The organism is Brevundimonas sp. TWP2-3-4b1 (genome assembly GCF_049897665.1).
GTDB lineage: Bacteria > Pseudomonadota > Alphaproteobacteria > Caulobacterales > Caulobacteraceae > Brevundimonas > Brevundimonas subvibrioides_B.
Window position 1 is genome coordinate 126389 of record NZ_JAFCWQ010000005.1, and the last position, 23301, is coordinate 149689.

A 23301-nucleotide genomic window follows, 5' to 3' on the forward strand; every position below is an offset into this window, starting at 1 on the left:
AACGCGAGATTGGCGAGTCTGACGAATTTGACGTCCCGACTGATCGGGTTGGTCCCGATTCCTGGTCAGTTTGGCGTGGGGCTTTGATCATTCGCCCGGCAGGCACAAAGGCCGTTTGCCGTCCTCGCGGATGAAGGCGACGATCTCCATGATCTCAGGCAGGTCCGCGTAAGCTGCCTTGACCGCATCGAGCCGGTCGGCGAACACGCCGTCGCCCTCGAACAGGTCGCGATAGGCGGCGAGCAAACGTCGGATCGCGGTCTTGTCGTAGCCCTTCCGCTTCAGCCCGATCAGGTTCAGGCCATGCAGCTGCGCATGGTTGCCCCAGGCCGAGCCATAGGGGATCACGTCGCGCGTCACGGCCGCCAGACCGCCGACGATGGCGCCCTGCCCCACCCGGCCGTTCTGGTGCACCGCGCAGAGGCCGCCGAGAAAGACCTTGTCGCCGATCCGCGCATGGCCGCCCAGGGTCGCGCTGTTGGCCATCACCACATTATCGCCCACGACCGCATCGTGGCCGACGTGGGCGCCCGTCATGAACAGGCCGTTGGAGCCGACGCGCGTCACGCCCGATCCCTGCGGCGTGCCCCGGTTGAAGGTGGCGTGCTCGCGGATCGCGTTGTCCGATCCGATCTCCAGCCGGACGGTCTCGCCCTTGTATCCGTTGTGCTGGGGGTCGCCGCCGATGACGGCAAAGGGATGGATGACGGTGCGCGCCCCCACTGTCGTGTCCTGCTGGACCACCACATGACTGACGAGATGGACCCCATCCGCCAGCGTCACGCCCGGCCCCACGATGCACCACGGCCCGATCGCCACGTCCGCACCCAGGTCGACCGAGCCATCGACGATGGCGGTGGGGTGGATATGGCTCATGGCGTGACGGGCTGATTGACCGTGACGACCATGGCCGCGAAGTCGGCTTCGGCCGCCAGCTTGCCATCGATGAAGGTCTCGCCCCGGAACTTGAAGATGTCGCCGCGCTGTCGGGTCACGACCACGTCCATGCGTAACTGATCGCCCGGCCGCGCGGGCTTGCGGAAGCGAACGCCGTCGATGGACATGAACATGATGACCTTGCCCTCGACGGCGACGTCCAGGCTCTTGGACATCAGCAGTGCGCCCGTCTGAGCCATGGCCTCGACGATCAGAACGCCCGGCATGACCGGATCGATGGGGAAGTGGCCTTGGAAGAACGGCTCGTTGTGCGTGACGTTCTTGATGCCCGTGATCGAGGTGCTCGCCACGAAGGCCTCGGCCTTGTCCACCAGCAGGAACGGATAACGGTGGGGCAGCCGGCGCATGACCTCGGCGTAGTCGATCTTCACCCCAGGCTCAGTCATCCGTCCGCTCTCTCTTTCGCCCCGCCTGTTTGGACACCCAGACAGTTTCACGCAAGAACTGACGGATCGGCTTGGCCGGATAGCCGGACCAGGTTTCGCCCGCCGGAATGTCGGCCAGCACTCCCGCGCCCGCAGCGACCCGCGCGCCGACGCCGATCCTGAAGTGGTCGCCCACGCCCGCCTGGCCGCCGAACATGACGCCGTCGCCGATCGTCACGGATCCCGAGATCCCCGTCTGGCCCGCGATCAGGCAGTTGCGACCGATGACGCAATTGTGGGCGATCATCACCAGATTATCGATCTTGGTGTTCTCGCCGATCACCGTGTCATCGAACGCGCCCCGGTCGATACAGGTGTTGGCGCCGATCGTGACACCGTCCTGAATGATGACGCGCCCCAGCTGGGGCACGTCCACCGGGCCGGTCGCGCCGCCGGCCGCGCCGAAGCCGGCCTCGCCCAGCCGTGCGCCGGCATAGATCTTCACCCGATCGCCGATCAGGGCGAATCGGACGGTGACGTTGGGGCCGACGTCGCAGTCGCGGCCGATCTGAACTCCGGGGCCGATGACGCTGTTGGCGCCGATACGGCTGCCTCGCCCGATGCGCGCGCCCTGACCCAGGATCGCGCCCGACTCGACCACCACGCTGTCGTCCTCGCAAACATCGGCAGCCGATGTCGCAGTCAGGCCGACGGGGCGATGCAGTGCGACGGCTGAAGCGGCCCAGGCCGCCTGGGGCGTGCGGGAGACGATGATCGCCGCCCCGGCCGGAGCAGCGTCCACGGCTTCCCTGGGCAGAATCACGCAACCGGCCGAGGTCGCCTGCAGCGCTCCGAGGAAATTTCGGTCGCCGAGGAAGGCCACGGCCCGACCTTCCGCCGTGGCGAGCGGTGCGACCCGCGCGATGCGCACATCCGAAGTGCGAACGACCTCGCCGCCCGTCAGGGCCGCGAGGTCGTCGACGCCGAGCGGACCCAGCGTATCGAAAAAGCGGGCGTCGGGCGTCATGCCCTTCGCCTTATTGAGCCGCTTGAGCCGGGACCGGCAGGCGGTTGAAGCTCAGGGTCGGCAGCTGGGTGTTCAACCGCTCGATGACCACGTCGGTCACATCCATCGCCGGGTTCAGGATGAACACGCTCTCGCGGTCGATCAGGATGCCGCAGCCACGTTCCTGATAGACGGCGACCAGGATCGGCTCGACAACGGCCGAAATCAGGCGGCGCTGTTCCGACAGGGTGTAGCGCAGTTCGTCCTGGCGGGTCTGTTCCAGTGTCTGGGCTTCCTGGATGCGGGCCTGCAGGGCCGTGCGGCGCGTACCGTCGGCGTCAGCGGCCTGACCGCCCTGTTGCAGGGAAGTGATCTCGGTCTGGATTGTGGTGGCGTAGGGCGACAGTTCGCCCTGAACTTCGGTCGCCAGCTGTTCCATGCGGGCCTGAACGGCCTGACCGGCGGTCGAGGTCGCCAGCAGGCGCTGGTTGAAATAGACGCAGACGCCCGGGATGTTCGGACCAGGGTTTTGCGGGCCCTGGGTCTGGGCGACAGCGGTCGAGGCGACGAGCGAAGCCAGGGCGAAAGCGCCGATAGCGAAGATTTTCATGGGTAACCTTTTAGGGCCGAAGGGCCCGGGCTTAGAACTGGGTTGAGGTTGAGAAGCGGAAGGTTTCGGTCCGGTCGTAGTCTTCATTGCTCAAAATCTGGCTGAAATCGAACCGGATCGGGCCCATCGGCGACTTCCAGTGGACGCTGAGACCGGCGGAGGCGCGCAGCGACAGGTCATCCGCGATGGAGGGGTCCGGCAGGCCGTTGGTTCCGAGAGTATAACGGTTGTCCAGTACCCCCAGGGTGCCGACGTCGGCAAACAGCGAGGTCTTGATACCGTACTGCGCGGGCAGACCGTTCGGCAGGGTCAGTTCGACGCTGCCCACGGCGTAGAAATTGCCGCCCAGCGCATCATTCGTGGCCAGATCGCGCGGCCCCATGCCGGCGTTCTCGAAGCCGCGGAAGCTGTTGCCGCCCTTGAAGAAGCGGTCGTTGATCCGCACGGCGTCGCCGCTCCAGCCGGACACATAGCCGGACGAACCCGCCACAGTGACAATCCAGCTCGGGGTAATGCCGTAGTAGAGGGTCGCATCAACCTCTGTCTTCACATAGTTCACGTCGCCGCCGAGACCCGCGAAGTCCTGGCGGATCGAGCCGGTCCAGCCGCGCGTGGCCCGCACCGGGTCATTTCGGCGATCGACCAGCAGCGTGTAGCCGACCGACGAGTTCAGCGAGGCGCCGACCTGTTCGCACAGGGCCGACGAGCCGACACCGTTGGCGTCGCAGTAGCCGATCGGCACCAGGATCTCGTCGTCCTTGATGAAGTAGCGCGTCGACAAACGGCTGTAGCCGTTCAGCGGGTAGGTCAGACGCACGCCTGCGCCGGTCGAGCGATAGTCGAACGACGATTCCTGCTGGAAATCGTAGCGCGAGTGGAACAGGTCAAAGCCCGCGCCGACGTCACGGCCCAGGAACCGGGGCTCGGTGAAGCGGAAATCGATCTGCTGGCGCAGCGAGCCCCATTCGACGCGGGCGACCACGTTCTGGCCCCGCCCGCGGAAGTTGCGTTCCGAAATGCCCAGGTTGACCACGAAGCTGTCGACGGAGCTGAAGCCCGCGCCGACGGACAGTTCGCCTGTCGGCTGCTCCTCGACGGTGACATTGACGATCGAACGGTCCGGCGCGGCGCCGCGGGTCTCATCGACCGTGACTTCCTTGAAGAAGCCAAGCGCCCGCAGATTGTTGCGCGACCGCTCCAGCAGGGTGCGGTTGAAGGCGTCGCCTTCGGTCAGCATCAGCTCGCGCCGGATGACCGGGTCGATGGTGCGGGTGTTGCCGATGACGTTGATGCGATCGACGTAGACACGCTGGCCTTCCGACACGTTGAACGTGACGTCGATGGCGTCGGTCTCGGGATTCGGACGATAGGTCGGGTTGATGTCGACGAAGGCGTAGCCCGCCGAGCCCGCCGCAAAGGTCAGGGCGTCGACCGAGCTCTCGATCTTGTCACTCTCGTACAGGTCGCCGGTCCGGATCGGCAGCAGCAGTTCCAGGAAGTCCGCGTTCAGGCGGTCGTTCTCGGTGACGACCCGGATGTCGCCGAAGTTGTACTTGTCACCCTCCTCGACCGTCAGGGTCATGGCGAAGGCGCTGTCGTCCGGCGCCAGTTCGGCCACGGCCGAGGTGATGCGGAAGTCGTAATAGCCCCGGTTCGTATAGAATTTCCGCAGCTGCTCGCGGTCATAATCAAGGCGGCCGGGGTCGTAGTTGTCGTTCTTGGTAAACAGCCGCCACCACTGAGTCTGCTTGGTCACCATGACCTCGCGCAGCTCGCTGTCGGAGAAGGCGTCATTGCCCAGGAAGGTGATCGACTGGACGCCCGTCTCGGGGCCCTCGTCGATCTCGAAGATCAGGTCGATGCGGTTCTGTTCCAGCTGGACCAGCTTGGGCGTCACGTTCGCCGAGATACGGCCCGACAGACGATACAGCTCAATGATCTTGCCCACATCCTCCTGGACCCGGGCGCGGGTGTAGATGCCGCGCGGCGCGATGGTCACTTCCTCGCGCAGCTTGTCCTCGCTGATCGCGCCATTCCCCTCGAACACGACCTGGTTGATGATCGGGTTCTCGACGATGCGGACGACCAGGTCGCCGTTCGGCTGCAGGCCGATCTGGATATCGGCGAACAACTGGGTTCGGTCCAAGGTGCGGATCGCGACGTCCAGGATCACCGCGTCGATGGTGTCGCCCGGCTGGATCGGCAGGTAGGACAGGACCGTGGTCTGGTCGATGCGCTGGTTGCCCTGAACCAGGATGCGGTTGACCACTCCGGTCTCGGACGGGGCCGTCTGGGCGGCCGGCGCGGCAATCTGGCCGGGCAGGATGGCGGGCGCCGGCGCGGTCTGCGCCAAGGCCGGCGTCCCCGCGACGAGCGCCAGAAGGCTGGCCGTGGCCACGCAGGTCCTGCGCAGGTTGCGGTCACCCGTATTCGATGCGGCGCGGAGGTCGTTCAGGATCATGCGGGAAACCATCGGGGGCTGGCGTCGGCTCAACTGACGAGCCCGCCGAGGAATTTGAACAGGTTCAACTTCTGCAGGTCGTTCCAGGTCGCGAACAACATCAAACCCGCCAGCAAAGCAAGACCGACCCGGTACCCCGCCTCCTGAACGACGGCGGCAACGGGTTTCTTCGCCACAGCCTCATAGGCGTAGAAGACCAGATGTCCGCCATCCAGAACCGGGATGGGCAAGAGGTTTAGAAAGCCGATTCCGATCGAAAGTATGGCGGCGAAGCTCGTCAGCGTCAGAAGCAGGTTCAACACGGTCGCCACGGGATCGGGATTGGCGGCCACCGCCGCGTTGGTCAGGGCCCCGGACGCCTTGGCGATGCCCAGCGGCCCGCTCAACTGATCCCCCGATTCACGGCCCGTGAATATCCGGCCCAGATAGGTCAGGGTGGTTCCCAGGATGTCGCCGGTCTCCTGGACGCCGCGGCCGACGGCCTCGACAGGGTTGTAGCGGACGTGACGGGACTCGGCCGCCGTGGAGGACAGGGCCAGGCCGATCCGGCCCACGCTGACATGGCCTGCAATCGGATCCGTTTCGACCCGCCGGATGGGCGTCGCGACCAGTTGTATTTCCGATCCGGCGCGCTCGACGGTGAACTGGACGGTGTCGCCGGCCGACAGGCTGACCTTGCGCGTTACCTCACCGGCGTCGGCGATCACGCGGCCGTCGATGGCCGTGATCAGGTCACCAGCCTGAAATCCGGCGGCGGCGGCGGGCGACCCTGCCGTCACCTCGGCCACCCGGGCGGGGCGCAGGTCCACCCCGAGCAGCGAGAACAGAAGCGTGAAGATGAAAATCGCGAGGATGAAATTCGCCACGGGACCGGCGACGACGATCAGCATCCGCTGCCAGACCGGCTTGAAGTGGAAATAGTCGCGCTCGGCGCCGACACCGTCCTGCGCCACGATCTCGGACTTCAGCGTATCGAGGCCCCGGCTGTCGGGTACGCTGGACGCGTCCATGTCGCCGGAGAATTTCACATAGCCGCCCAGCGGCATCCAGCCGACGCGCCACTCGATACCGTTCCGGTCGGTGCGGCTGAAAATGGCCTTGCCGAAGCCGATCGCGAATCGATCGACCTTCACGCCGAAGGCGCGCGCGACCAGGAAGTGGCCCAGTTCGTGGATGGTGACGATGACCGTCAGCACCAGCAGGAACGGCACGATGTAGATCAGGGCCTGTCCCAGCGCGTTCAGCATGCCGTCTCCATTTCCGCCGAGCCGAAGGGATCAGGCGGCGAGCGCCAGATCCCCGACGATTTCGATCGCGACCCGGCGGGCGCGAGCATCGAGCGCAAGAGCGCCTGCGCAGGCATCGTCGAAATCGGCATCCGCCCCCGTCTTCGTCATCCGATCAAGGGTTTCGGCGACGACTGCGGCAATATTGAGAAAGGCCAGACGGCGGTCAAGGAAGGCCAGGGCGGCGACCTCGTTGGCGGCGTTGAAGATCGTCGGCGCTCCCCTGCCCGCCTCGAGCGCCTCGCGCGCCAGTCGCAGGGACGGAAACCGCTCCGGATCGGGCGCCTCAAAGGACAGCCGACCCAAGGCGGCGAGGTCCAGCTTCGGCGCCGGCCAGCCCATCCGGTCGGGCCAGGCTAGGGCGTAGGCGATGGGGGTCTTCATGTCCGGTGGCCCCATCTGGGCCAGGGTCGAGCCGTCGATGAACTCGACCAAGCTATGAATGATCGATTCGGGGTGGACGACCACATCGATGCGATCGGCCGGCATGTCGAACAGATAGGCCGCCTCGATCATCTCCAGGCCCTTGTTGGCCATGGTGGCGCTGTCGACCGAAATCTTGGCCCCCATGCTCCAGTTCGGGTGAGCGACGGCCTGTTCCGGGGTCATTGAGGCCATGTCAGCGCGCGAGGCCTGGCGGAACGGTCCGCCCGACGCCGTCAGGATCAGCCTGGAGACCCGTTCGGGCGCCTCGGACGGGAAGACCTGGAAGATGGCGGAATGCTCTGAATCGACCGGAAGCAACCGGCCTCCGCTCGCCTTGACCCGCTCGATCAGGGCCGAGCCGCAGCAGACGAGACTTTCCTTGTTGGCCAAGGCCAGGGTCGCTCCCGTCGCGGCGGCGGCCCAGGCGGACTTCAGCCCCGCAGCGCCGACGATCGCGGCCATGACAAGGTCCGCCGGTCGCGTCGCCGCCTCGACTACGGCCGCCTCTCCCGCCGCCACCGCGATGCCGGTCCCGGTCAACGCCGCGCGCAATGCTTCCAGCCTGTCTGGATCGGCCGTGACGGCCACGGCGGGACGCCAGCGGCGCGCCTGTTCGGCCAGCCGCTCGATATTGTTTCCGCCGGTCAGGGCGACGACCTCAAAGGCCCCTGTCCCGGCCGCCTCCGCCTGATTCATCAGGTCCAGCGTCGAGGCGCCGACGGAGCCCGTGGACCCCAGCACAGTCACGCGACGCCGGATCACGTGCCCGCGCCGAAATAGTTGGCCAGGACCCGTCCGACGGCGACGACCACGATGGCGAACATCAGCCCGTCCACCCGATCCATCAGACCGCCGTGTCCCGGAATCAGGTTTCCCGCGTCCTTGACCCCGAACCGCCGCTTCAGAGCAGATTCCCACAGGTCGCCGGCCATGGTCGCCAGGGCGGCGGCGAAGCCGAGCAGCGCGCTCCACTGCATCGAGCGCACGCCCGCCTCGGGCAGGGCCGACATGGCGGCGCCGGCCACAGTGCCCGCCAGCAAGCCGCCTATGAAGCCGGACCAGGTCTTGTTGGGCGAGAACCGCGGCCACAGCTTCGGGCCTCCGACAGCGCTGCCAACCAGGAAGGCCACGATATCCGACGCCCAAGCGACCACGAAGGCCAACGTCACCCAGTAGAAGCCGATCGCCGTGTTCCCGTCCCGCAACCAGATCAGCAGCAGTGCCGGCCAACCGAGGTACAGCACGCCGTAGGCCGCATCGATTCCGGACTGCCCGCGCGCCCTCGCGAACAGGCCTGCCGCAGCGGCGCCGAAAACCAGCAGCACCAGGCTGAAGGACAGGGCCTCGTTCGGATTGGACAGCAGTGTGGCCACCAGCGCCAGGGCGACGGCGGCGGCGACGGCCTTCCAGTCGGACGGCGCGCTCATCCTGGCCCATTCCATGGACAGGACGACACAGGCGATCAGCAGGACGCCGAGAATCCAGGGTCCGCCAAACCAGACGGCCAGCATGGCCAGCGGCGCCAGAACGATGGCCGAAGCGGCGCGCAGGCCCATGTCGCGAACCTTGAACGCCATCAGCTGACCGCGAGCGCCGGCTCTACCGCGATCACGCCGAACCGTCGGTCGCGCTGCAGGTACTGGTCCACCGCATCGGCCAGGGCCTCGGCCCCGTAGTCGGGCCACAGCACGTCCTGATAAACCAGCTCGGCATAGGCCGCCTCCCACAGGAGGAAGTTGGACAGCCTCTGCTCGCCCGAGGTGCGCACGATCAGGTCCACTGGTGGTCCGTCCGCGGTGGACAGGCCCAGACCCAGGGTCGCTTCATCCAGCGGCCCGGTCGCCTGGCCGGCCAGCAGCCGATCCACATAGGTCTGGGCCGCATCGACGATGTCCGCCCGGCCGCCATAGTTGAACGCGACCTGCAACAGGAAGCGGCTGTTGTGCGCCGTCGACCGCTCGGCGCGTTCGACGATGGCCGCGATATCGGCGGGCAGTCCGGTCCGGCGGCCCAGGACGCGCACGCGTACGCCCTCCCGCTCCAGCCGGGCCAGATCGCTGGCCACATAGGACCGCACCAGTCCCATCAGGTCGGAGACCTCTTCGGCCGGACGCCGCCAGTTCTCGGTCGAGAACCCGAACACTGTCAGGCATTCGATGCCGAAGGCCGGCGCCGCCTGGACGGTGCGTTTCAGCGCCTGCACACCCTCGCGATGACCCATGGCCCGGGGCAGACCGCGAGCCTGGGCCCAGCGACCGTTGCCGTCCATGATCAGTGCGACATGCCGGGGCCCCGCTTCAGGGGCTGGCGCGCCGCCGGAGGGGGCCGTCATCCGATATCCGTTCTGTCGAGGCTTGAGGGAGGCCTCAAACCTGCATGATCTCAACTTCCTTGGTCTTCAAGGTCTCGTCGATGCGCTTGATGGCCGCGTCCGTGTCCTTCTGGACCTCGGTTTCCATCTTCTTGTGCTCATCCTGGCTGATGTCGCCCGCCTTCTCGGCCTTCTTGAGGTCGTCGTTGGCGTCCCGACGCACATTGCGCACGGAGATCTTCTGCGTTTCGGCGTATTTGCCGGCCAGCTTGGCCAGGTCCTTGCGACGCTCTTCGGTCAGGGGCGGCACGGGGATACGCAGGGTCTGGCCATCGACGATGGGATTCAGGCCCAGACCGGCGGCGCGGATGGCCTTCTCGACCGGTCCGACCATCGTCTTGTCCCAGACGCTGACCGAGATCATGCGCGGCTCGGGCACGCTGATCGCCGCCACAGCGTTCAGCGGCGACGAGGACCCATAGGCCTGCACCTGAACGGGATCGAGCAGACCAGCATTGGCGCGTCCGGTGCGCAGGCCCTGGAATTCTTCCTTCAGCGAGGACACAGCCTTGTCCATACGGTCGCGATAGGTCTTCAGATCGGGCTTGGCCATCGGGGTCTCCTCATTCTTGGTCTTGTCTCAGGCGGCTTTGGGCGGAGCGTCACTGATCACCGTGAACGTTCCCTTGCCTTTCAGCACCTTGCGCAGTGAATCTTCCTCGCGGATCGAGAACACCACAATCGGAATCTTGGACTCGCGCATCAGGGCGATGGCGGCGGCGTCCATGACCTTCAGGTTCTGCGACAGCACGTCCTGATAGGTCAGGTGGTCGTAGCGGGTCGCGGTCTTGTCCTTCTTCGGGTCAGCGGAATACACGCCGTCCACGGAAGTTCCCTTCAGCAGCGCGTCGCAGCCCATTTCGGCGGCGCGCAGGGCGGCGGCCGTGTCGGTCGTGAAATAGGGGTTGCCGGTGCCGGCGGCGAAGATCACCACGCGTCCCTTTTCCATGTGGCGCACGGCGCGACGACGGATGTAGGGCTCGGCGATCGCGGCCATCGGGATGGCGCTCTGCACCCGGGTATCGACGCCGATCTTCTCCAGGGCGTTCTGCATGGCCAGGGCGTTCATGACGGTGGCCAGCATGCCCATGTAGTCAGCGCTGGCGCGTTCCATGTCCGCGGCCGCCGTCGACAGCCCACGGAAGATGTTGCCGCCGCCGATCACCAGGCAGACCTGGGTCCCGCCCTTGACTACCCGGGCGATGGCCGCGGCCACGGTATCGACCGTGTGCATGTCGATGCCATAGCCCTGCTCACCCATCAGGACCTCGCCCGAGACCTTCAGCAGCACCTTCTTGTATCGCGGGGGGGCGCTGTCAGCGGGCATGGGGGTCTCGTTTCACGGGAATCGGGCGGGCCTTTATAGACGAAGGGCGCGTCCGGCTCCAAAGCCGAACGCGCCCCGATAGTCACGCAGTATGTATGTTTAGGCTTTCGGAGCCATCATCGAGGCCACTTCCGAAGCGAAGTCCGGGCCCTCGATCTTCTCCACGCCCTCGCCCAAAGCCAGACGGACAAAGCCGGCCAGGTGCAGGCCAGGAGCGCCCAGTTCCTTGCCCGTGTCGGCGACCAGCTGTTCGATGGTCACGTCCGGGTTCATCACGAACGGCTGCTTGGTCAGCACCACGTCCTTCTGGAACTTGTTGATCTGGCCTTCCACGATCTTGGCGATCATGTTTTCCGGCTTGCCTTCTTCCTTGGCCTTTTCGGTCAGGACCGAGCGTTCCTTCTCGACGGCGGCCGGGTCCAGATCGTCCGTGTTCAGTGACAGCGGAGCCGTCGCGGCCACATGCATTGCGATCTTGCGGCCCAGTTCGCGCAGGGCGACCTTGTCGCCGCCGCCGTGCAGGGCGACCAGCACGCCGATGCGGCCGAGGCCCGGAGCCACGGCGTTGTGGACGTAGGAGGCGACGACGCCTTCATCGACCGACAGACGGGCGGCGCGGCGCAGCTGCATGTTCTCGCCGATGGTCGCGATCATGTTGGTGACCTCGGCCTGGATGGTGTTGCCGTTTTCCAGCTCGGCGCCGTGCAGGGCCTCGACAGAGTGGTGCTCCAGGCCCTTCTGGGCGAAGGCCTTGGCGGCGTTCTGGAACAACTCGTTACGGGCGACGAAGTCGGTTTCAGAGTTGAACTCGATGGCGGCGCCGATTTCGCCCTTGCCGTCTTCGCGGCTGGCGACGGCCACCAGGCCCTCGGCGGCGACGCGGTCGGCCTTCTTGGCGGCCTTGGACAGGCCCTTAGCGCGCAGCCAGTCGATCGCGGCGCTGATATTGCCGTCGGTTTCCTGAAGCGCCTTCTTGCAGTCCATCATGCCGACGCCGGATTTGGCGCGCAGTTCCATGACGAGGGCGGCGGTGATCTCGGCCATTTCTGGTCTCCTGAGGTCTGTATCGAATGCATGAGCGGCCGGGGGATTACCCCGGCCGCATGTCAGTTTTGCGGACGGTCCGGATCGCCGGACCGATCCGATCAGGCTTCGGTCTTCTCGGCTTCGGCTGCCGGTTCTGCGGCTGCAGGCTCTTCGGCAGGCGTCTCTTCGCCCGACGCGGCCAGCATTTCCTCGGCCACAGCCTCGGCGCCCTCGGGGGCGACATCGGCTTCGACCGGGGCCGAGGCCTCGGCCAGCATAGGCTCGACGGGGTTTTCCATCGCGCCCAGGTCGACGCCGGAGTTCGCGGCGCCGGCGGCCAGGCCGTCCAGGATGGCGTCGGCGATCAGGTCGCAATAGGTCTGGATGGCGCGCGCGGCGTCATCGTTGCCCGGGATCGGATAGGTGATGCCGTCGGGGTCCGAGTTGGTGTCCAGGATCGCGATGATCGGGATGTTCAGCTTGCGGGCTTCGAGGATCGCGATCGCTTCCTTGTTCGTGTCGATCACGAACATGATGTCGGGGATGGAACCCATGTCCTTGATGCCGCCCAGGGAAAGCTCCAGCTTTTCCATTTCGCGCTCGAGGGTCAGCAGTTCCTTCTTAACCCGACCTTCGCCGCCGCGCTCCAGCAGGCCTTCCAGCTCGCGCAGGCGGGCGATCGAGCCCGACACGGTGCGCCAGTTGGTCAGGGTGCCGCCGAGCCAGCGGTTGTTCATGTAATACTGGGCGCAACGCTTGGCGGCCTCGGCGACGGGCTCGGCGGCCTGGCGCTTGGTGCCGACGAACAGGACGCGACCGCCTTTGGCGGCGACTTCGCGCACGGCCACCAGAGCCTGGTGGAACAGCGGCATCGTCTGCGACAGGTCGATGATGTGGATGTTGGAGCGCGAGCCGAAGATGTAGCGCTCCATCTTCGGGTTCCACCGGTGCGTCTGGTGGCCGAAGTGGGCGCCTGCTTCGAGCAGGGTGCGCATGGAGAAGTCAGGCAGAGCCATCTTTGGAAGTCCTTTTTCCGATTATTCCGCCGCAGACGGTGAAAGGACCGGATGGCCCCTCGGAACGGAGCGCTTCAGGATGTCTCCCCGAAACGCGCCACGCCTGCGTGTGAAGTGGGCGGCCTTCTAGTCCTGGACGACCGAGAAAGCAACCCTCCCCCGGCGGAAGAGGTTTCGAGCGCACAAGGGCGGATCGATCATACTTGCTTGCAGGCGTGAGGAATTCACTGGCAAGATATCCGGGCCGACCTCAGGCATCCTCTAGCATCAGCACCCCCGGCGCCGACTTCAGCGCCCCCCGCAGCGCCCCGTCCAGCCGATAGCGGCCCGGCAACCGCACCTCCACCTCGCGTCGGCCGTCCAGGGAGGCGATCAGGGTGACCTCGCCGCCCTTTCCTTGCGCCAGGGCCCGCGCCAGCCGGACCTGGATCGCCGCCGGATCGGTGGAGCGCGCCGAGACGTGGACCCGCAGTCCCACCGACGCGTCGTCCACCAGCGTCTCCAGCCTGGAACAGTCGTCGCCAAAGAATCGCACCTCGCCGTCCGACGACTTGGCCCGGACCCGCAGCATCAGGGCGGCGCCCACCTCCAGCAGTTCACGGCATTTCCTCAACTGTTCCGGCGGGAACAGACATTCGAACTCGCCGGTCGGGTCCGAGAAGGTGACGAAGGCGAACTTCTCGCCGGATTTCTGGCTGGCCCTTTCCTGCCGGCGGCGCACAACGCCGGCCATCAGAAAGGCGTCGTGGCCCTGCTCCGCGCGCTGCACCGCCTCGGCGACGAAGGTCACGCGCTTGCGTCGCAGCGCGCCCTCCATGTCCTCCAGCGGGTGGCCGGACAGGTAGAAGCCGACCGCCGACAGTTCCTGATCCAGCCGTTCGGGCCCGACCCAGGGCTCCAGGCTCTTCAGCCGGGGGCGCGACGCCCCGGCCTGGTCGGCGCCGAACAGCGACACCTGTGACGAGGTCCGGTCGGCCGCCACGCTCTGGCAATAGGCCATCAGGGTGTCGGCCTGTTCGAACAGCTGGCGTCGGTTCGGGTGGATCGAATCGAACGCGCCGGCCTTGGCCAGGCCTTCCAGCGCCCGCTTGTTGACCGCGCGCGGATCGACCCGCTCCAGGAAGTCGAAGATGTCGGCGAACCGCCCGCCGGTCTCGCGCACCTCGACGACATGTTTCATCGCCTCCAGGCCCACGTTGCGGATGGCGCCGAGCGCATAAAGGACCGCGCCCTTGCCCTCATCCCAGCTGACGTCGAAGTCGGCCGAGGAGGCGTTCACGTCGGGCGCCCGCACCGGCACCTCGAACTTGCGCGCGTCCTGATAAAAGACCGCCAGCTTGTCGGTGTTCGACAGGTCGAGCGACATCGAGGCGGCGAAGAACTCGACCGGGTGGTTCGCCTTCAGCCAGCCCGTCTGGTAGCTGATCAGCGCATAGGCGGCGGCATGCGACTTGTTGAAGCCGTAGCCAGCGAACTTGGCCACCAGTTCGAAGATGGTGTCAGACTGCTGTTCCGGCACGGACTTCTCGGAGGCGCCCGCGATGAAGCGCGCCTTCTGGATGTCCATCTCCTCCTTCTTCTTCTTGCCCATGGCGCGTCGAAGAAGGTCGGCCTCGCCCAGAGAATAGCCGGCCAGGATCTGGGCGATCTTCATCACCTGTTCCTGGTAGATGATGACGCCGTAGGTCTCCGACAGCGTCTCCTGCAGAGACGGATGCAGGTAGTCGACGTCCTGTCGCCCGAACTTGCGGTCGATATAGGTGTCGATCATCTCCATCGGCCCCGGCCGGTACAGCGAGATCAGGGCCGTGATCTCCTCGATGGAGCCGCAGCGCATCTTGCGCAGGGTGTCGCGCATGCCCTGGGATTCCAGCTGGAACACCCCGACCGTCTGGCCCGAGGCCATCAGCTCATAGGTCTTGCCGTCATCCAGAGGCAGCAGGTTGAAGTCCTGCGCGGCGCCCCTGCGGCTCAGATAGCCGTGCGCCCGGTCCAGCACGGTCAGGGTCTTCAGGCCGAGGAAGTCGAACTTCACCAGACCGGCCGGCTCGACCCATTTCATGTTGAACTGGGTGGCCGGAATGTCCGAGCGGGGGTCCTGATACAGGGGCGTCAGCTCGACCAGCGGCCGGTCGCCGATGACAATGCCGGCGGCGTGGGTCGAGGCGTTGCGGTAAAGCCCCTCGAGCTCCAGCGCCGTCGCCAGCAGGTTGGCCACCGCCGGCTCGGCGTCGCGGGCCTCCTTCAGGCGCGGCTCGATCTCGATGGCCTGCGCCAGGGTCGTCGGATTGGCCGGGTTGTTCGGCACCATCTTGCAGAGCCGGTCGACCTGGCCCAGCGGCATCTGCAGCACACGGCCGACATCGCGCAGCACGGCCCGGGCCTGCAGCGTACCGAAGGTGATGATCTGGGCGACCCTGTCCTTGCCGTAGCGCTCCTGGACATAGGTGATCACCTCCTCCCGCCGCTCCTGGCAGAAGTCGATGTCGAAGTCGGGCATGGAGACCCGTTCGGGGTTCAGGAACCGCTCGAACAGCAGACCGAACCGCAAGGGGTCCAGATCGGTGATGGTCAGGGCCCAGGCGACCAGCGACCCGGCCCCGGATCCCCGCCCCGGCCCGACCGGAATCCCGTGCGACTTGGCCCATTTGATGAAGTCCGCCACGATCAGGAAATAGCCGGGGAAGCCCATCTGGGTGATGATCCCGACCTCCCACTCCAGCCGCGTCCAGTAGTCGGCCTCGGGCGCCGACGGCGTGACCAGCTTCAGCCGCGCCTTCAGACCCTCGCGGGCCTGGTGCATCAGTTCGTCAGGCTCGGTGCGCCCGTCGCCGGCGTCGAAGCGCGGCAGGATCGGCGGGTGGGTCTTGACCAGGAAGGCGCAGCGGCGCGCGATCTCGATCGTGGTGTCGCAGGCCTCGGGCAGGTCGGCGAACAGGGTCCGCATCTCCGCCGCCGTCTTGAAGAAATGCTGGTCGGTGATCCGGCGCCGGTCTTCCTGGCCGGTGAAGGCGCCGTCAGCGATACACAGCAGGGCGTCGTGCGACTTCGCCTGGTTCTGTTTGGCGTAGTGGACGTCGTTGGTGGCCGTCAGGGGGACGTCGTTGCCATAAGCCCATTCGACCAGACCGCGCTCCGCGGCGGCCTCGTCCCGCAGGCCGTGCCGCTGCAGCTCCACATAGAAGCGGTCGCCGAACACCCCGGCCATGGCGGCCAGGGTCGTGGCGGCCTCGCCCGGCCTGTTCTGCACGAACAGCGGGTCGACGGGACCGTCGGGGCCGCCGGACAGCAGGATCAGCCCTTCCGAATGGGCGACGACCCTGGCCCAGGGCACGTGCGGCTCCTCGTCGCCCGCATCGAGATAGGCCGAGGACGACAGGGCGCACAGGTTTCGCCAGCCGATCTCGCTCTGGCAGATCAGGACCACGGTCGGGACCTTGGCCCAGCGCTCGCCGCGCTTTCCGCCGATGCCGGTGACCGGGAGCGCACAGGCGATCAATGGTTGAACACCAACGCTCTTCGAAGCCTCGGAGAACTCCAGCGCCCCGAACAGATTGACCCGGTCCACCACGGCCACCGCCGGCATGCCGATATCCGCCGCCAGCCTGCCGACCTTGCCCGCCTTGATCGCGCCTTCCAGCAGTGAGTAGGCCGAGCGCACCCTCAGATGGACGAAACCGGTCTCTGGGGGCATATCGGTGATGGCCTGAACCTCGAGCGCAGGCCGGAGGCGACTCATCTCGCCAACAGGGCGACCTGCCAGACCATCCAGACAAAGCCGCCGCACGATGCAAGCGACAGCGCTTCCCGAACCACTCTTGTCATCGCCTTATCCCCAGATGTATCGTTCTGGTATTGTTCTATGTTGGCTGTTTGTTCTCGTCAACAGGGCGTGAAGCTTGGGCGGCGGCTATTGTGGAAAATCTCGCGTTGGAGGAGGACAGTCATCCGCCCTCCCGGCGGCGCGCGTCAGGAGTATCGGTCATGGCCAAGGGTCAAGTGAAGTCGAACAAGGAAGTCCGCAAACCCAAGGCCGAGAAGCCCAAGCCGGCGGTGTCGGTCGGAACCTCGCCCTTCACCCAGCCTCCCGGCAAGAAGTAGCCGTCAGCCGCGCGAGCGTTCGACCGTATCCACGCTGGGGTTGGCCCTCAGAGCGGCGATAATGCTCGTGGCGTGTTTGGCGTCGGCGACCTCGACGTCCAGATCGACGTCGAAGAAGTCGGACTGCCGGTGGGCCATCTTCAGGTTCAGGATGTTGCCGCCGGCCTCGCCGATCACGGTCGCGACCTGACCGAGCACGCCCGGCGCGTTCTGGATCGTGGCGCGCAGCCGGGCGGTGCCGACCACCCCCTGTTCGGCCTGCGGCGTCCACTGCAGGTCCTGCCAGACGCTGTCGTCGTCGGCGAACTCGGCCAGCTTCTGGCAGTCGATGACGTGGACGGTCAGCCCCTTTTCGGGCTCGAGGATGCCGACGATCCGGTCGCCCGGCACCGGGGTGCAACAGGGGCCGAAATGGATGCTGATGCCCGGCGTCAGACCTCCGCCGCGCACGAACAGCCGTGCGTGGGCGTCGCCGATCTTCTTGCGATCCGCGCCCGTCGTCAGCGTCCCCTTCAGCGACGGGAACAGGATCTCGACGACCCGGTTGGCCTGGATCCGTCCCCGGCCGATGGCGTCGAACAGGTCTTCCTGCGTCCCCGTAGCCAAGGTCTCGACCACGACCTTCAGCGACACATCGGCCAGCGACTTGCCCGCGCGCGTCAACGCCTGCTCCAGCGTCGTCTTGCCCAGCTTGTAGAATTCGTCCCGCTCCGACGAACGGATATGGCGACGGATCGCAGACCGCGCGCGTCCAGTCACGGTCAGGCTGCGCCAGTCGGCGGGCGCCTCGCGCTTCTTGCCGCGGATGATTTCGACCACGTCGCCGTTCTGTAGCGCCGTACGCATGGGCTTCAGCTCGCCGTTGATCTTGACCCCAACGGCCGTGTCCCCGACCTCGGTGTGGACCGCATAGGCGAAGTCCAGCGCCATCCCGCCGCGCGGCAGGGTGATCAGGGCGCCCTTGGGCGTGAAGACGAAGACCTGATCCAGGTACATCTCAAGCTTGGCGTGCTCGACCCAGTCCTCGGCCCCCTCCCCGTGCTCGATGACCTGCACAAGGTGCCGCAGGTTCTGCAGCGGGTCGCGCCCGCCGTCCTTCTCCATCGCCTCGGGGTCAAAGCCGTAGGAGTGGTTCTTGTAGGCCCAGTGCGCCGCGACCCCGTCCTCGGCGACCCGGTCCATGGCCTCGGTGCGGATCTGCATCTCGATGCGCAGCCCGCCCGGACCGACGACAGTCGTGTGCAGGGAGCGGTAGTTGTTCGACTTGGGCGTGGAGATGAAGTCCTTGAACCGCTCCGGCACCATCGGCCAGGCGCGGTGGATGACGCCCAGGGCGCGGTAACAGTCGTCCTCGAACGCGACCAGGACGCGGAAGCCGTAGATGTCCGACAGGGACGAAAAGCCCACCGACTTGCGCTGAAGTTTCCGCCAGATCGAATAAGGCGTCTTCTGGCGACCATAGACGCGCGCCGCGATGCCCGCCTCGCTGAGCACCTGCTGGATCTCGGCGGCGACACCTTCGGTGGCGTGGCCGTGTTCGAGCTTCAGCGCCTCCAGGCGCCGCTCGATGGCGGTCCTGGCCGTGGGGTTCAGATGCTCGAACGCCAGCTCTTCAAGCTCGGACGCGATCGAGTGGATGCCGATCGAGCGGCCCAGCGGCGCATAGACTTCCAGCGTCTCTCTGGAAATCCGCTCACGTTTCTCCGGCTTGACGTATTTGAGCGTCCGCATGTTGTGCAGACGGTCCGCCAGCTTCACCAGCAGGACACGCACATCCTTGGAGATGGCGAGGATGAATTTGCGCAGGTTCTCGGCCTGGCGGGTATGCTCGGCCTGAAGTTCCAGCCGGCTCAGCTTGGTCACCCCCTCGACCAGCCCCGCCACCTCCTCGCCGAACATGGCGGCGATGTCGTCGCGCGTCGCCGAGGTGTCCTCGACCACGTCATGCAGCAGGGCGGTGACGATGGTGGCGGTGTCGAGCTTGTAGTCGGTCAGGATGCCCGCGACCTGGATCGGATGGGCGAAATAGGGGTCGCCCGAGGCCCGCAGCTGCGAGCCGTGCATCTTCATCGCATAGACATAGGCCCGGTTCAGCAGGGCCTCGTCGGCGGTGGGGTCATAGGCCTTGACCGCCTCGATCAGTTCGAACTGGCGCAGGACCGGAATGCGTTTCGCCGCCTGCGTTTCCACAGACGGCGAAGCGGTGTCATTGGCAATGATCTTTGGCGGCGGGGTCGTACCGGACCGCGCCGGGAGGATGGTGATACCGTTGGCGGGTTCCGCCGTCAGTAGCGTTCCTCCTGGCCGCCGTCCCGGTCGCTCTGCAGCGCGCGGATCAGCTCGGCCTCGGCCATGTTCATATGTTGCGGCTCGGCCAGCAGACCGACGATTTCCGCCTCGTCCTCGGCTTCCGTGCGCTCGTCGACGCGTTGCAGGGCGACGATGACGGTCTCAAGCAGTTCGGCCGGAACGACTGTGTCGTCGGCGATTTCGCGCAGGGCGACGACGGGGTTCTTGTCGTTGTCGCGATCGAGCGTCAGGGCGGCGCCGTTGGCGATCGCGCGGGCGCGGTTACCCGCCAGCAGGACCAGGCCGAACCGGTTCGGCACCTTCTCGATGCAGTCTTCGACAGTGACGCGAGCCATGAATTACCTCGGGCGGGGGGAGAACCGCGTTGCATACAGATAGGCATGCCTTTGTGCAACGCCACATCTGCACTCCCAGGGCGGCGGTTTTGCGGCGCCGGCTTGTTCAGAGGAATCGCCGGCCCGTCGGACAGGCGATGACCGATGAGCCCATGCTGATCCGGTCAGCGCAAGGGACAGGCGTCGCGTCCGACCGTCGCGACGGCGGCCATCGCAGAGGCGACGGCGGTGGTCTCCGGATGAACCCACCCCGGTGCGATCTCCGCCAGCGGCCCCATCACGAACAGCCGATCGGCCGCTCTCGGATGCGGCAGGATCAGTCCGTTGCAGTCCCCCTTCTCCCGGCCATAGGCGATCAGGTCCAGGTCCAGGGTGCGCGGCGCATTGGCGGCCGTGCGCCGTCGTCCGAACGCCTCCTCGATCCGGCCCAGGGCCGCCATCAGGGCGTGGGGATCATGGTCCGTGCGCACGATGACGACACCGTTCACGAAGGGCGGGTCGCTCGGGTCGGGCCAGGCCTGCGACGTCCACCAGCTCGAACTGGCGATCACATCGATCCCTTCGAAGCGAAACCGGTGCAGCGCCGCTTCCAGCGCCTCGCGGCACGAGGGCCAGACCCCCTTGTCATTGCAGCCCAGCGCGACGATGACGGCGGCGTCCAGATCCAGGTCGACGTCGATATTGACGCTGACCGCCTGAGGGGCTGTGACCGATTCCGGGGACGCGATTGCCATGAGACTCTATCCGACCGACCGTCTGGCGCTGTTTATCGACGGGGCCAATCTGTATTCGGCGACCAAGGCCCTGAACGCGGACATCGACTTCAAGAGGATGGTCGATGCGTTCCGGGAGAAAGCCGTCCTGGTTCGCGCCTATTATTACACGGCGGTGACCGAGGGCGAAGAGTTCTCTCCGATCCGGCCCCTGATCGACTGGCTGGGCTACAACGGCTTCTCGTTGGTGACCAAGCCGGTGAAGCGATTCACCGACGCTCAGGGCCATACCCGCACCAAGGGCAATATGGACATCGAGATCGCCGTGGACATGCTGGAGCTGGCCCCGCGCATCGACCACGCCATCCTCTTCTCCGGCGACGGCGACTTCCGCCGGCTGGTCCAGGCGGTACAGTCGAAGGGCGTCCGCGTCACCGTCGTCTCGACCCTGAAGAGCCAGCCGCCGATGATCGCCGACGAACTGCGGCGTCAGGCTGATGACTTCGTCGAACTGGTCGACCTGCTCCAGGACTACGGCCGCCCCCGCACGCCAGCGACCACGCCGACGGTGCGCACCTTCGACCGGGACGACCGCGCATGACCCCGGAACCGCCCCGCGATTGCCCACTCTGCCCCCGCCTCGTCGCCTATCGTGAGGAGAACCGGCGCCAGAACCCCGACTGGTTCAACGGCCCCGCGCCCTCGTTCGGCGATCCGAACGCCCGGCTTCTGGTCGCGGGCCTCGCCCCCGGACGCACCGGCGCCAACCGGACCGGCCGCCCCTTCACCGGGGACGGCGCGGGCTGGATCCTCTACCAGACCCTGACGAAGACGGGCTTCGCGACCGGCGTCTACGACGCGCGCCCCGACGACGGCCTGCAACTGTTCGATTGCATGATTACCAACGCCGTCCGCTGCGCCCCGCCGCTGAACAAGCCCCTGCCGATCGAGGAAAAGACCTGCCGCCCTTTCCTGATCGACCGTCTGACCGCCCTGCCCCGGCTGAAAGTCATCGTCACCCTGGGCGACGTGTCGCGCAAGAGCGTGCTGAAGGCGCTCGGCGTCCCGGCCTCCGCCATGGCCGCCGGTCACGGCGTCGAGGCAAAGGTCGGCCCCTACACCCTGATCAACAGCTATCACTGCTCCCGGCTCAACACGAACACCGGTCGTCTGACGCCCGAGATGTTCGAGGCCATCTTCGCCCGCGCCCGCGCCGCCATCGAGGCCGCCCCCGTTTAGGCGACTGTTGTTCGCCGGACACACCGAATCGGCGAGTCTTCCTGACGCCGTAACCGGGCGGAACACTGCGGCGCAGCTTCCGTTGCGGGGTGGAGAGGAAGGTTCAGATGCGCAAACAGACCAACAACAAACCTCCGCTGTTCACAGCAGGCGAGCGGAAGGTCGCGGGGCTCGCGATCCTCGCGGCGATTGTTCTGACGCTGTCGGGTCAGGTTCTGCAAGCGATGATCCGCCCGTCGCTCGGCCTCTACGACGCCAATCCGGCCGCCGTCGCCTCGATCCCGAATGTAATCGAGGCCAGCCCCTTGAGCCGCTCCGCGGGCTTCTAGCCCTTGTCGCGCATGAGCCGGGCCTTGTCCCTCTGCCAGTCGCGGTCGGCCGAGGCCTCGCGCTTGTCGTGCAGTTTCTTGCCCTTAGCCAGGGCGATCTCAAGCTTCGCCTTGCCGTCGTCGTTCAGATAGAGCCGCAGCGGGATGATGGTCTGACCGTCCTTCTGGACCGCCCCGATCAGCCGGTCGATCTGCTTGCGATGCAGCAGCAATTTCCGCGGCCGGCGCGGCTCGTGGTTGAACCGGTTGGCCTGGGCATACGGCGGGATGTCGGCGTTGATCAGCACGATCTCACGCCCTTCCACCGCCGCATAACTCTCGGCGATATTGGCCCGACCCATGCGCAGGGCCTTGATCTCCGTCCCCAGCAGCATGATCCCGGCCTCGAGATTATCCTCGAGGAAATAGTCGAACCGCGCCCGGCGGTTCTCGGCGATCAGCTTGGCCTTGGTGATCGGGGCCTTGACGGTCGCGGCCGCCTTTTCCTTGGTGGTGGCCATCACAGACCCGCCGCTGTCATGGCCGAATCGACGGCCGGCTTCACGTCATCGCGCATCGGCACCAGCGGCAACCGCATTTCCTCGGTGCAAAGCCCCAGCCGGGCCAGGGCGTATTTCGCCGGTGACGGCGAACTGTCCAGGAACAGCGCTCTTGCCAGTCCGCTCAGCCGGTCCTGCCATGACAGGGCCAGGGCTCGGTCGCCGGCCTGGATGGCGTTCCACAGGGCGACCATGCCTTCGGGAGCGACGTTCGACACCACGGAGATGATTCCGCCGCCGCCGTGGGCCAGATAGCCGGGGAAGCTCGCATCATCGCCGGTGATCAGGGCGAAGGATCCGCCGATGTTGACCCGCATCCAGCTCACCCGCCCCATGTCGCCGGTCGCGTCCTTGATGCCGACGATGTTCGGATGCGTCGCAAGCGCCGCCACGGTCGTATCGGCCATGTCCACACCCGTCCGGCTGGGCACGTTGTAGAGCACCAGCGGCAGTTCGACCGCGTTCGCGATGGCTTCGAAATGGGCCCGCAAGCCCGCCTGCGAAGGCTTGTTGTAATAAGGCGTCACGATCAGGGCGGCGTCGGCGCCGACGGTCTTGGCATGCCGCGTGTAACCCATGGCCCTGTCGGTCGCGGTCGAGCCGCAGCCCGCGATGACCCGGACCCGACCCGCAGCCAGCCGCACGCACAACTCGACCACCTGACGATGCTCGTCAGATGTCAGGGAGGCGCTCTCCCCGGTCGTGCCCATGGGGACGACGCCGTGAACCCCGGCGGCGATCTGGCGTTCCAGCAGGGCCTCGAAGGCGGCTTCGTCCACGTTTCCGTCACGAAGTGGTGTGATCAGGGCGGTGATCACGCCCTTGAACAAGGGGGCGGTCATTGAAACAAGAATACCTTGCGTGGGGGATGGGCGACGGGCGCC

At 66.3% G+C, this 23301-nt stretch carries 23 protein-coding genes; 4 read left to right on the forward strand and 19 right to left on the reverse strand.

The features are described 5' to 3' along the window. Positions 1-87: 87 nt before the first annotated feature. The 14 genes from lpxA to dnaE all read right to left on the reverse strand — a co-directional run bounded on the left by lpxA (position 88) and on the right by dnaE (position 16545). Positions 88-876 (reverse strand): acyl-ACP--UDP-N-acetylglucosamine O-acyltransferase, encoded by a 789-nt coding sequence (lpxA, locus tag ACP7A5_RS06000; RefSeq protein ID WP_426041056.1) that lies wholly within the window; start codon positions 874-876, stop codon positions 88-90. Continuing rightward, complete coding sequence (fabZ, locus tag ACP7A5_RS06005) at positions 873-1343, reverse strand: 3-hydroxyacyl-ACP dehydratase FabZ (protein WP_426035809.1); 471 nt, start codon at positions 1341-1343, stop codon at positions 873-875. Before fabZ ends, lpxA begins: the two co-directional genes overlap by 4 nt. After that, a complete protein-coding gene (lpxD, locus tag ACP7A5_RS06010) occupies positions 1336-2349 on the reverse strand; it encodes a UDP-3-O-(3-hydroxymyristoyl)glucosamine N-acyltransferase (protein ID WP_426041057.1) in 1014 nt (337 codons plus the stop codon). Before lpxD ends, fabZ begins: the two co-directional genes overlap by 8 nt. A 10-nt stretch (positions 2350-2359) precedes the next feature. Next, positions 2360-2938, reverse strand: coding sequence for an OmpH family outer membrane protein (locus tag ACP7A5_RS06015; protein ID WP_426041058.1), 579 nt, complete (start codon positions 2936-2938; stop codon positions 2360-2362). A 31-nt stretch (positions 2939-2969) separates the two neighbouring features. Continuing rightward, the gene (gene bamA, locus ACP7A5_RS06020) at positions 2970-5399 is read right to left on the reverse strand and encodes an outer membrane protein assembly factor BamA (RefSeq protein ID WP_426041059.1); all 2430 of its coding nucleotides are present in this window, start codon (positions 5397-5399) and stop codon (positions 2970-2972) included. 29 nt (positions 5400-5428) lie between these two features. Continuing rightward, a complete protein-coding gene (locus ACP7A5_RS06025) occupies positions 5429-6646 on the reverse strand; it encodes a M50 family metallopeptidase (RefSeq protein WP_426041060.1) in 1218 nt (405 codons plus the stop codon). 30 nt (positions 6647-6676) lie between these two features. Continuing rightward, positions 6677-7873, reverse strand: a complete 1197-nt coding sequence (dxr, locus tag ACP7A5_RS06030) for a 1-deoxy-D-xylulose-5-phosphate reductoisomerase (protein ID WP_426041061.1) — start codon at positions 7871-7873, stop codon at positions 6677-6679. Next, positions 7870-8688 carry a phosphatidate cytidylyltransferase gene (locus tag ACP7A5_RS06035; protein WP_426041062.1) on the reverse strand — a complete coding sequence of 273 codons (819 nt, stop codon included), beginning with the start codon at positions 8686-8688 and terminating at the stop codon, positions 7870-7872. The genes dxr and ACP7A5_RS06035 overlap by 4 nt, the downstream gene beginning before the upstream one ends. Next, positions 8688-9443: a polyprenyl diphosphate synthase gene (uppS, locus tag ACP7A5_RS06040; protein ID WP_426041063.1), complete on the reverse strand. Its 756-nt coding sequence runs from the start codon at positions 9441-9443 to the stop codon at positions 8688-8690. Before uppS ends, ACP7A5_RS06035 begins: the two co-directional genes overlap by 1 nt. A 34-nt stretch (positions 9444-9477) precedes the next feature. After that, positions 9478-10035: a ribosome recycling factor gene (gene frr / locus ACP7A5_RS06045; protein ID WP_426041064.1), complete on the reverse strand. Its 558-nt coding sequence runs from the start codon at positions 10033-10035 to the stop codon at positions 9478-9480. A gap of 27 nt (positions 10036-10062) precedes the next feature. Then, the gene (gene pyrH, locus ACP7A5_RS06050) at positions 10063-10809 is read right to left on the reverse strand and encodes a UMP kinase (protein ID WP_425990831.1); all 747 of its coding nucleotides are present in this window, start codon (positions 10807-10809) and stop codon (positions 10063-10065) included. Positions 10810-10908: 99 nt separating this feature from the next. After that, positions 10909-11853, reverse strand: coding sequence for a translation elongation factor Ts (gene tsf, locus ACP7A5_RS06055; protein ID WP_426041065.1), 945 nt, complete (start codon positions 11851-11853; stop codon positions 10909-10911). A gap of 101 nt (positions 11854-11954) precedes the next feature. After that, positions 11955-12851: a 30S ribosomal protein S2 gene (rpsB, locus tag ACP7A5_RS06060; protein ID WP_426041066.1), complete on the reverse strand. Its 897-nt coding sequence runs from the start codon at positions 12849-12851 to the stop codon at positions 11955-11957. Between the two features lie 250 nt (positions 12852-13101). After that, positions 13102-16545, reverse strand: coding sequence for a DNA polymerase III subunit alpha (gene dnaE / locus ACP7A5_RS06065; RefSeq protein WP_426041101.1), 3444 nt, complete (start codon positions 16543-16545; stop codon positions 13102-13104). A gap of 290 nt (positions 16546-16835) precedes the next feature. Here dnaE and ACP7A5_RS06070 point away from each other — a divergent pair, with 290 nt between their 5' ends. Continuing rightward, on the forward strand, positions 16836-16952 hold the full coding sequence (locus tag ACP7A5_RS06070; protein WP_303695797.1) for a hypothetical protein: 117 nt from the start codon (positions 16836-16838) through the stop codon (positions 16950-16952). A gap of 3 nt (positions 16953-16955) precedes the next feature. Here the strand turns inward: ACP7A5_RS06070 and ACP7A5_RS06075 are convergent, their stop codons facing one another. From ACP7A5_RS06075 to folK, 3 genes are all read right to left on the reverse strand, one after another. Further along, positions 16956-19142 (reverse strand): RelA/SpoT family protein, encoded by a 2187-nt coding sequence (locus ACP7A5_RS06075; protein WP_426041067.1) that lies wholly within the window; start codon positions 19140-19142, stop codon positions 16956-16958. A gap of 95 nt (positions 19143-19237) precedes the next feature. Further along, positions 19238-19597, reverse strand: coding sequence for a DNA-directed RNA polymerase subunit omega (gene rpoZ / locus ACP7A5_RS06080; RefSeq protein WP_303695799.1), 360 nt, complete (start codon positions 19595-19597; stop codon positions 19238-19240). Between the two features lie 164 nt (positions 19598-19761). After that, positions 19762-20331 (reverse strand): 2-amino-4-hydroxy-6-hydroxymethyldihydropteridine diphosphokinase, encoded by a 570-nt coding sequence (folK, locus tag ACP7A5_RS06085; RefSeq protein ID WP_426041068.1) that lies wholly within the window; start codon positions 20329-20331, stop codon positions 19762-19764. Between folK and ACP7A5_RS06090 the strand changes: the two genes are divergently transcribed. From ACP7A5_RS06090 to ACP7A5_RS06100, 3 genes are all read left to right on the forward strand, one after another. Further along, positions 20330-20911 carry an NYN domain-containing protein gene (locus ACP7A5_RS06090; protein WP_426041069.1) on the forward strand — a complete coding sequence of 194 codons (582 nt, stop codon included), beginning with the start codon at positions 20330-20332 and terminating at the stop codon, positions 20909-20911. The genes folK and ACP7A5_RS06090 overlap by 2 nt on opposite strands. Continuing rightward, on the forward strand, positions 20908-21549 hold the full coding sequence (locus tag ACP7A5_RS06095; protein WP_426041070.1) for a uracil-DNA glycosylase: 642 nt from the start codon (positions 20908-20910) through the stop codon (positions 21547-21549). Before ACP7A5_RS06090 ends, ACP7A5_RS06095 begins: the two co-directional genes overlap by 4 nt. Before the next feature lie 107 nt (positions 21550-21656). Beyond that, a complete protein-coding gene (locus ACP7A5_RS06100; protein ID WP_426041071.1) occupies positions 21657-21878 on the forward strand; it encodes a hypothetical protein in 222 nt (73 codons plus the stop codon). On the opposite strand, the gene smpB is transcribed toward ACP7A5_RS06100, so the two are convergent. After that, the gene (gene smpB, locus ACP7A5_RS06105; RefSeq protein WP_303695808.1) at positions 21875-22378 is read right to left on the reverse strand and encodes an SsrA-binding protein SmpB; all 504 of its coding nucleotides are present in this window, start codon (positions 22376-22378) and stop codon (positions 21875-21877) included. The two genes, ACP7A5_RS06100 and smpB, sit on opposite strands and share 4 nt — an antisense overlap. Beyond that, the gene (gene dapA, locus ACP7A5_RS06110) at positions 22378-23259 is read right to left on the reverse strand and encodes a 4-hydroxy-tetrahydrodipicolinate synthase (RefSeq protein ID WP_426041072.1); all 882 of its coding nucleotides are present in this window, start codon (positions 23257-23259) and stop codon (positions 22378-22380) included. The genes smpB and dapA overlap by 1 nt, the downstream gene beginning before the upstream one ends. Positions 23260-23301 lie beyond the last annotated feature (42 nt).

Coding starts and splice junctions, on each gene's coding strand:
- lpxA (WP_426041056.1), bottom strand. CDS start 876: ATGAGCCATATCCACCCCACCGCCATCGTCGATGGCTCGGTCGACCTG.
- fabZ (WP_426035809.1), bottom strand. CDS start 1,343: ATGACTGAGCCTGGGGTGAAGATCGACTACGCCGAGGTCATGCGCCGG.
- lpxD (WP_426041057.1), bottom strand. CDS start 2,349: ATGACGCCCGACGCCCGCTTTTTCGATACGCTGGGTCCGCTCGGCGTC.
- ACP7A5_RS06015 (WP_426041058.1), bottom strand. CDS start 2,938: ATGAAAATCTTCGCTATCGGCGCTTTCGCCCTGGCTTCGCTCGTCGCC.
- bamA (WP_426041059.1), bottom strand. CDS start 5,399: ATGATCCTGAACGACCTCCGCGCCGCATCGAATACGGGTGACCGCAAC.
- ACP7A5_RS06025 (WP_426041060.1), bottom strand. CDS start 6,646: ATGCTGAACGCGCTGGGACAGGCCCTGATCTACATCGTGCCGTTCCTG.
- ACP7A5_RS06035 (WP_426041062.1), bottom strand. CDS start 8,688: ATGGCGTTCAAGGTTCGCGACATGGGCCTGCGCGCCGCTTCGGCCATC.
- uppS (WP_426041063.1), bottom strand. CDS start 9,443: ATGACGGCCCCCTCCGGCGGCGCGCCAGCCCCTGAAGCGGGGCCCCGG.
- frr (WP_426041064.1), bottom strand. CDS start 10,035: ATGGCCAAGCCCGATCTGAAGACCTATCGCGACCGTATGGACAAGGCT.
- pyrH (WP_425990831.1), bottom strand. CDS start 10,809: ATGCCCGCTGACAGCGCCCCCCCGCGATACAAGAAGGTGCTGCTGAAG.
- tsf (WP_426041065.1), bottom strand. CDS start 11,853: ATGGCCGAGATCACCGCCGCCCTCGTCATGGAACTGCGCGCCAAATCC.
- rpsB (WP_426041066.1), bottom strand. CDS start 12,851: ATGGCTCTGCCTGACTTCTCCATGCGCACCCTGCTCGAAGCAGGCGCC.
- dnaE (WP_426041101.1), bottom strand. CDS start 16,545: ATGCCCCCAGAGACCGGTTTCGTCCATCTGAGGGTGCGCTCGGCCTAC.
- ACP7A5_RS06070 (WP_303695797.1), top strand. CDS start 16,836: ATGGCCAAGGGTCAAGTGAAGTCGAACAAGGAAGTCCGCAAACCCAAG.
- rpoZ (WP_303695799.1), bottom strand. CDS start 19,597: ATGGCTCGCGTCACTGTCGAAGACTGCATCGAGAAGGTGCCGAACCGG.
- ACP7A5_RS06090 (WP_426041069.1), top strand. CDS start 20,330: ATGAGACTCTATCCGACCGACCGTCTGGCGCTGTTTATCGACGGGGCC.
- folK (WP_426041068.1), bottom strand. CDS start 20,331: ATGGCAATCGCGTCCCCGGAATCGGTCACAGCCCCTCAGGCGGTCAGC.
- ACP7A5_RS06095 (WP_426041070.1), top strand. CDS start 20,908: ATGACCCCGGAACCGCCCCGCGATTGCCCACTCTGCCCCCGCCTCGTC.
- ACP7A5_RS06100 (WP_426041071.1), top strand. CDS start 21,657: ATGCGCAAACAGACCAACAACAAACCTCCGCTGTTCACAGCAGGCGAG.
- smpB (WP_303695808.1), bottom strand. CDS start 22,378: ATGGCCACCACCAAGGAAAAGGCGGCCGCGACCGTCAAGGCCCCGATC.
- dapA (WP_426041072.1), bottom strand. CDS start 23,259: ATGACCGCCCCCTTGTTCAAGGGCGTGATCACCGCCCTGATCACACCA.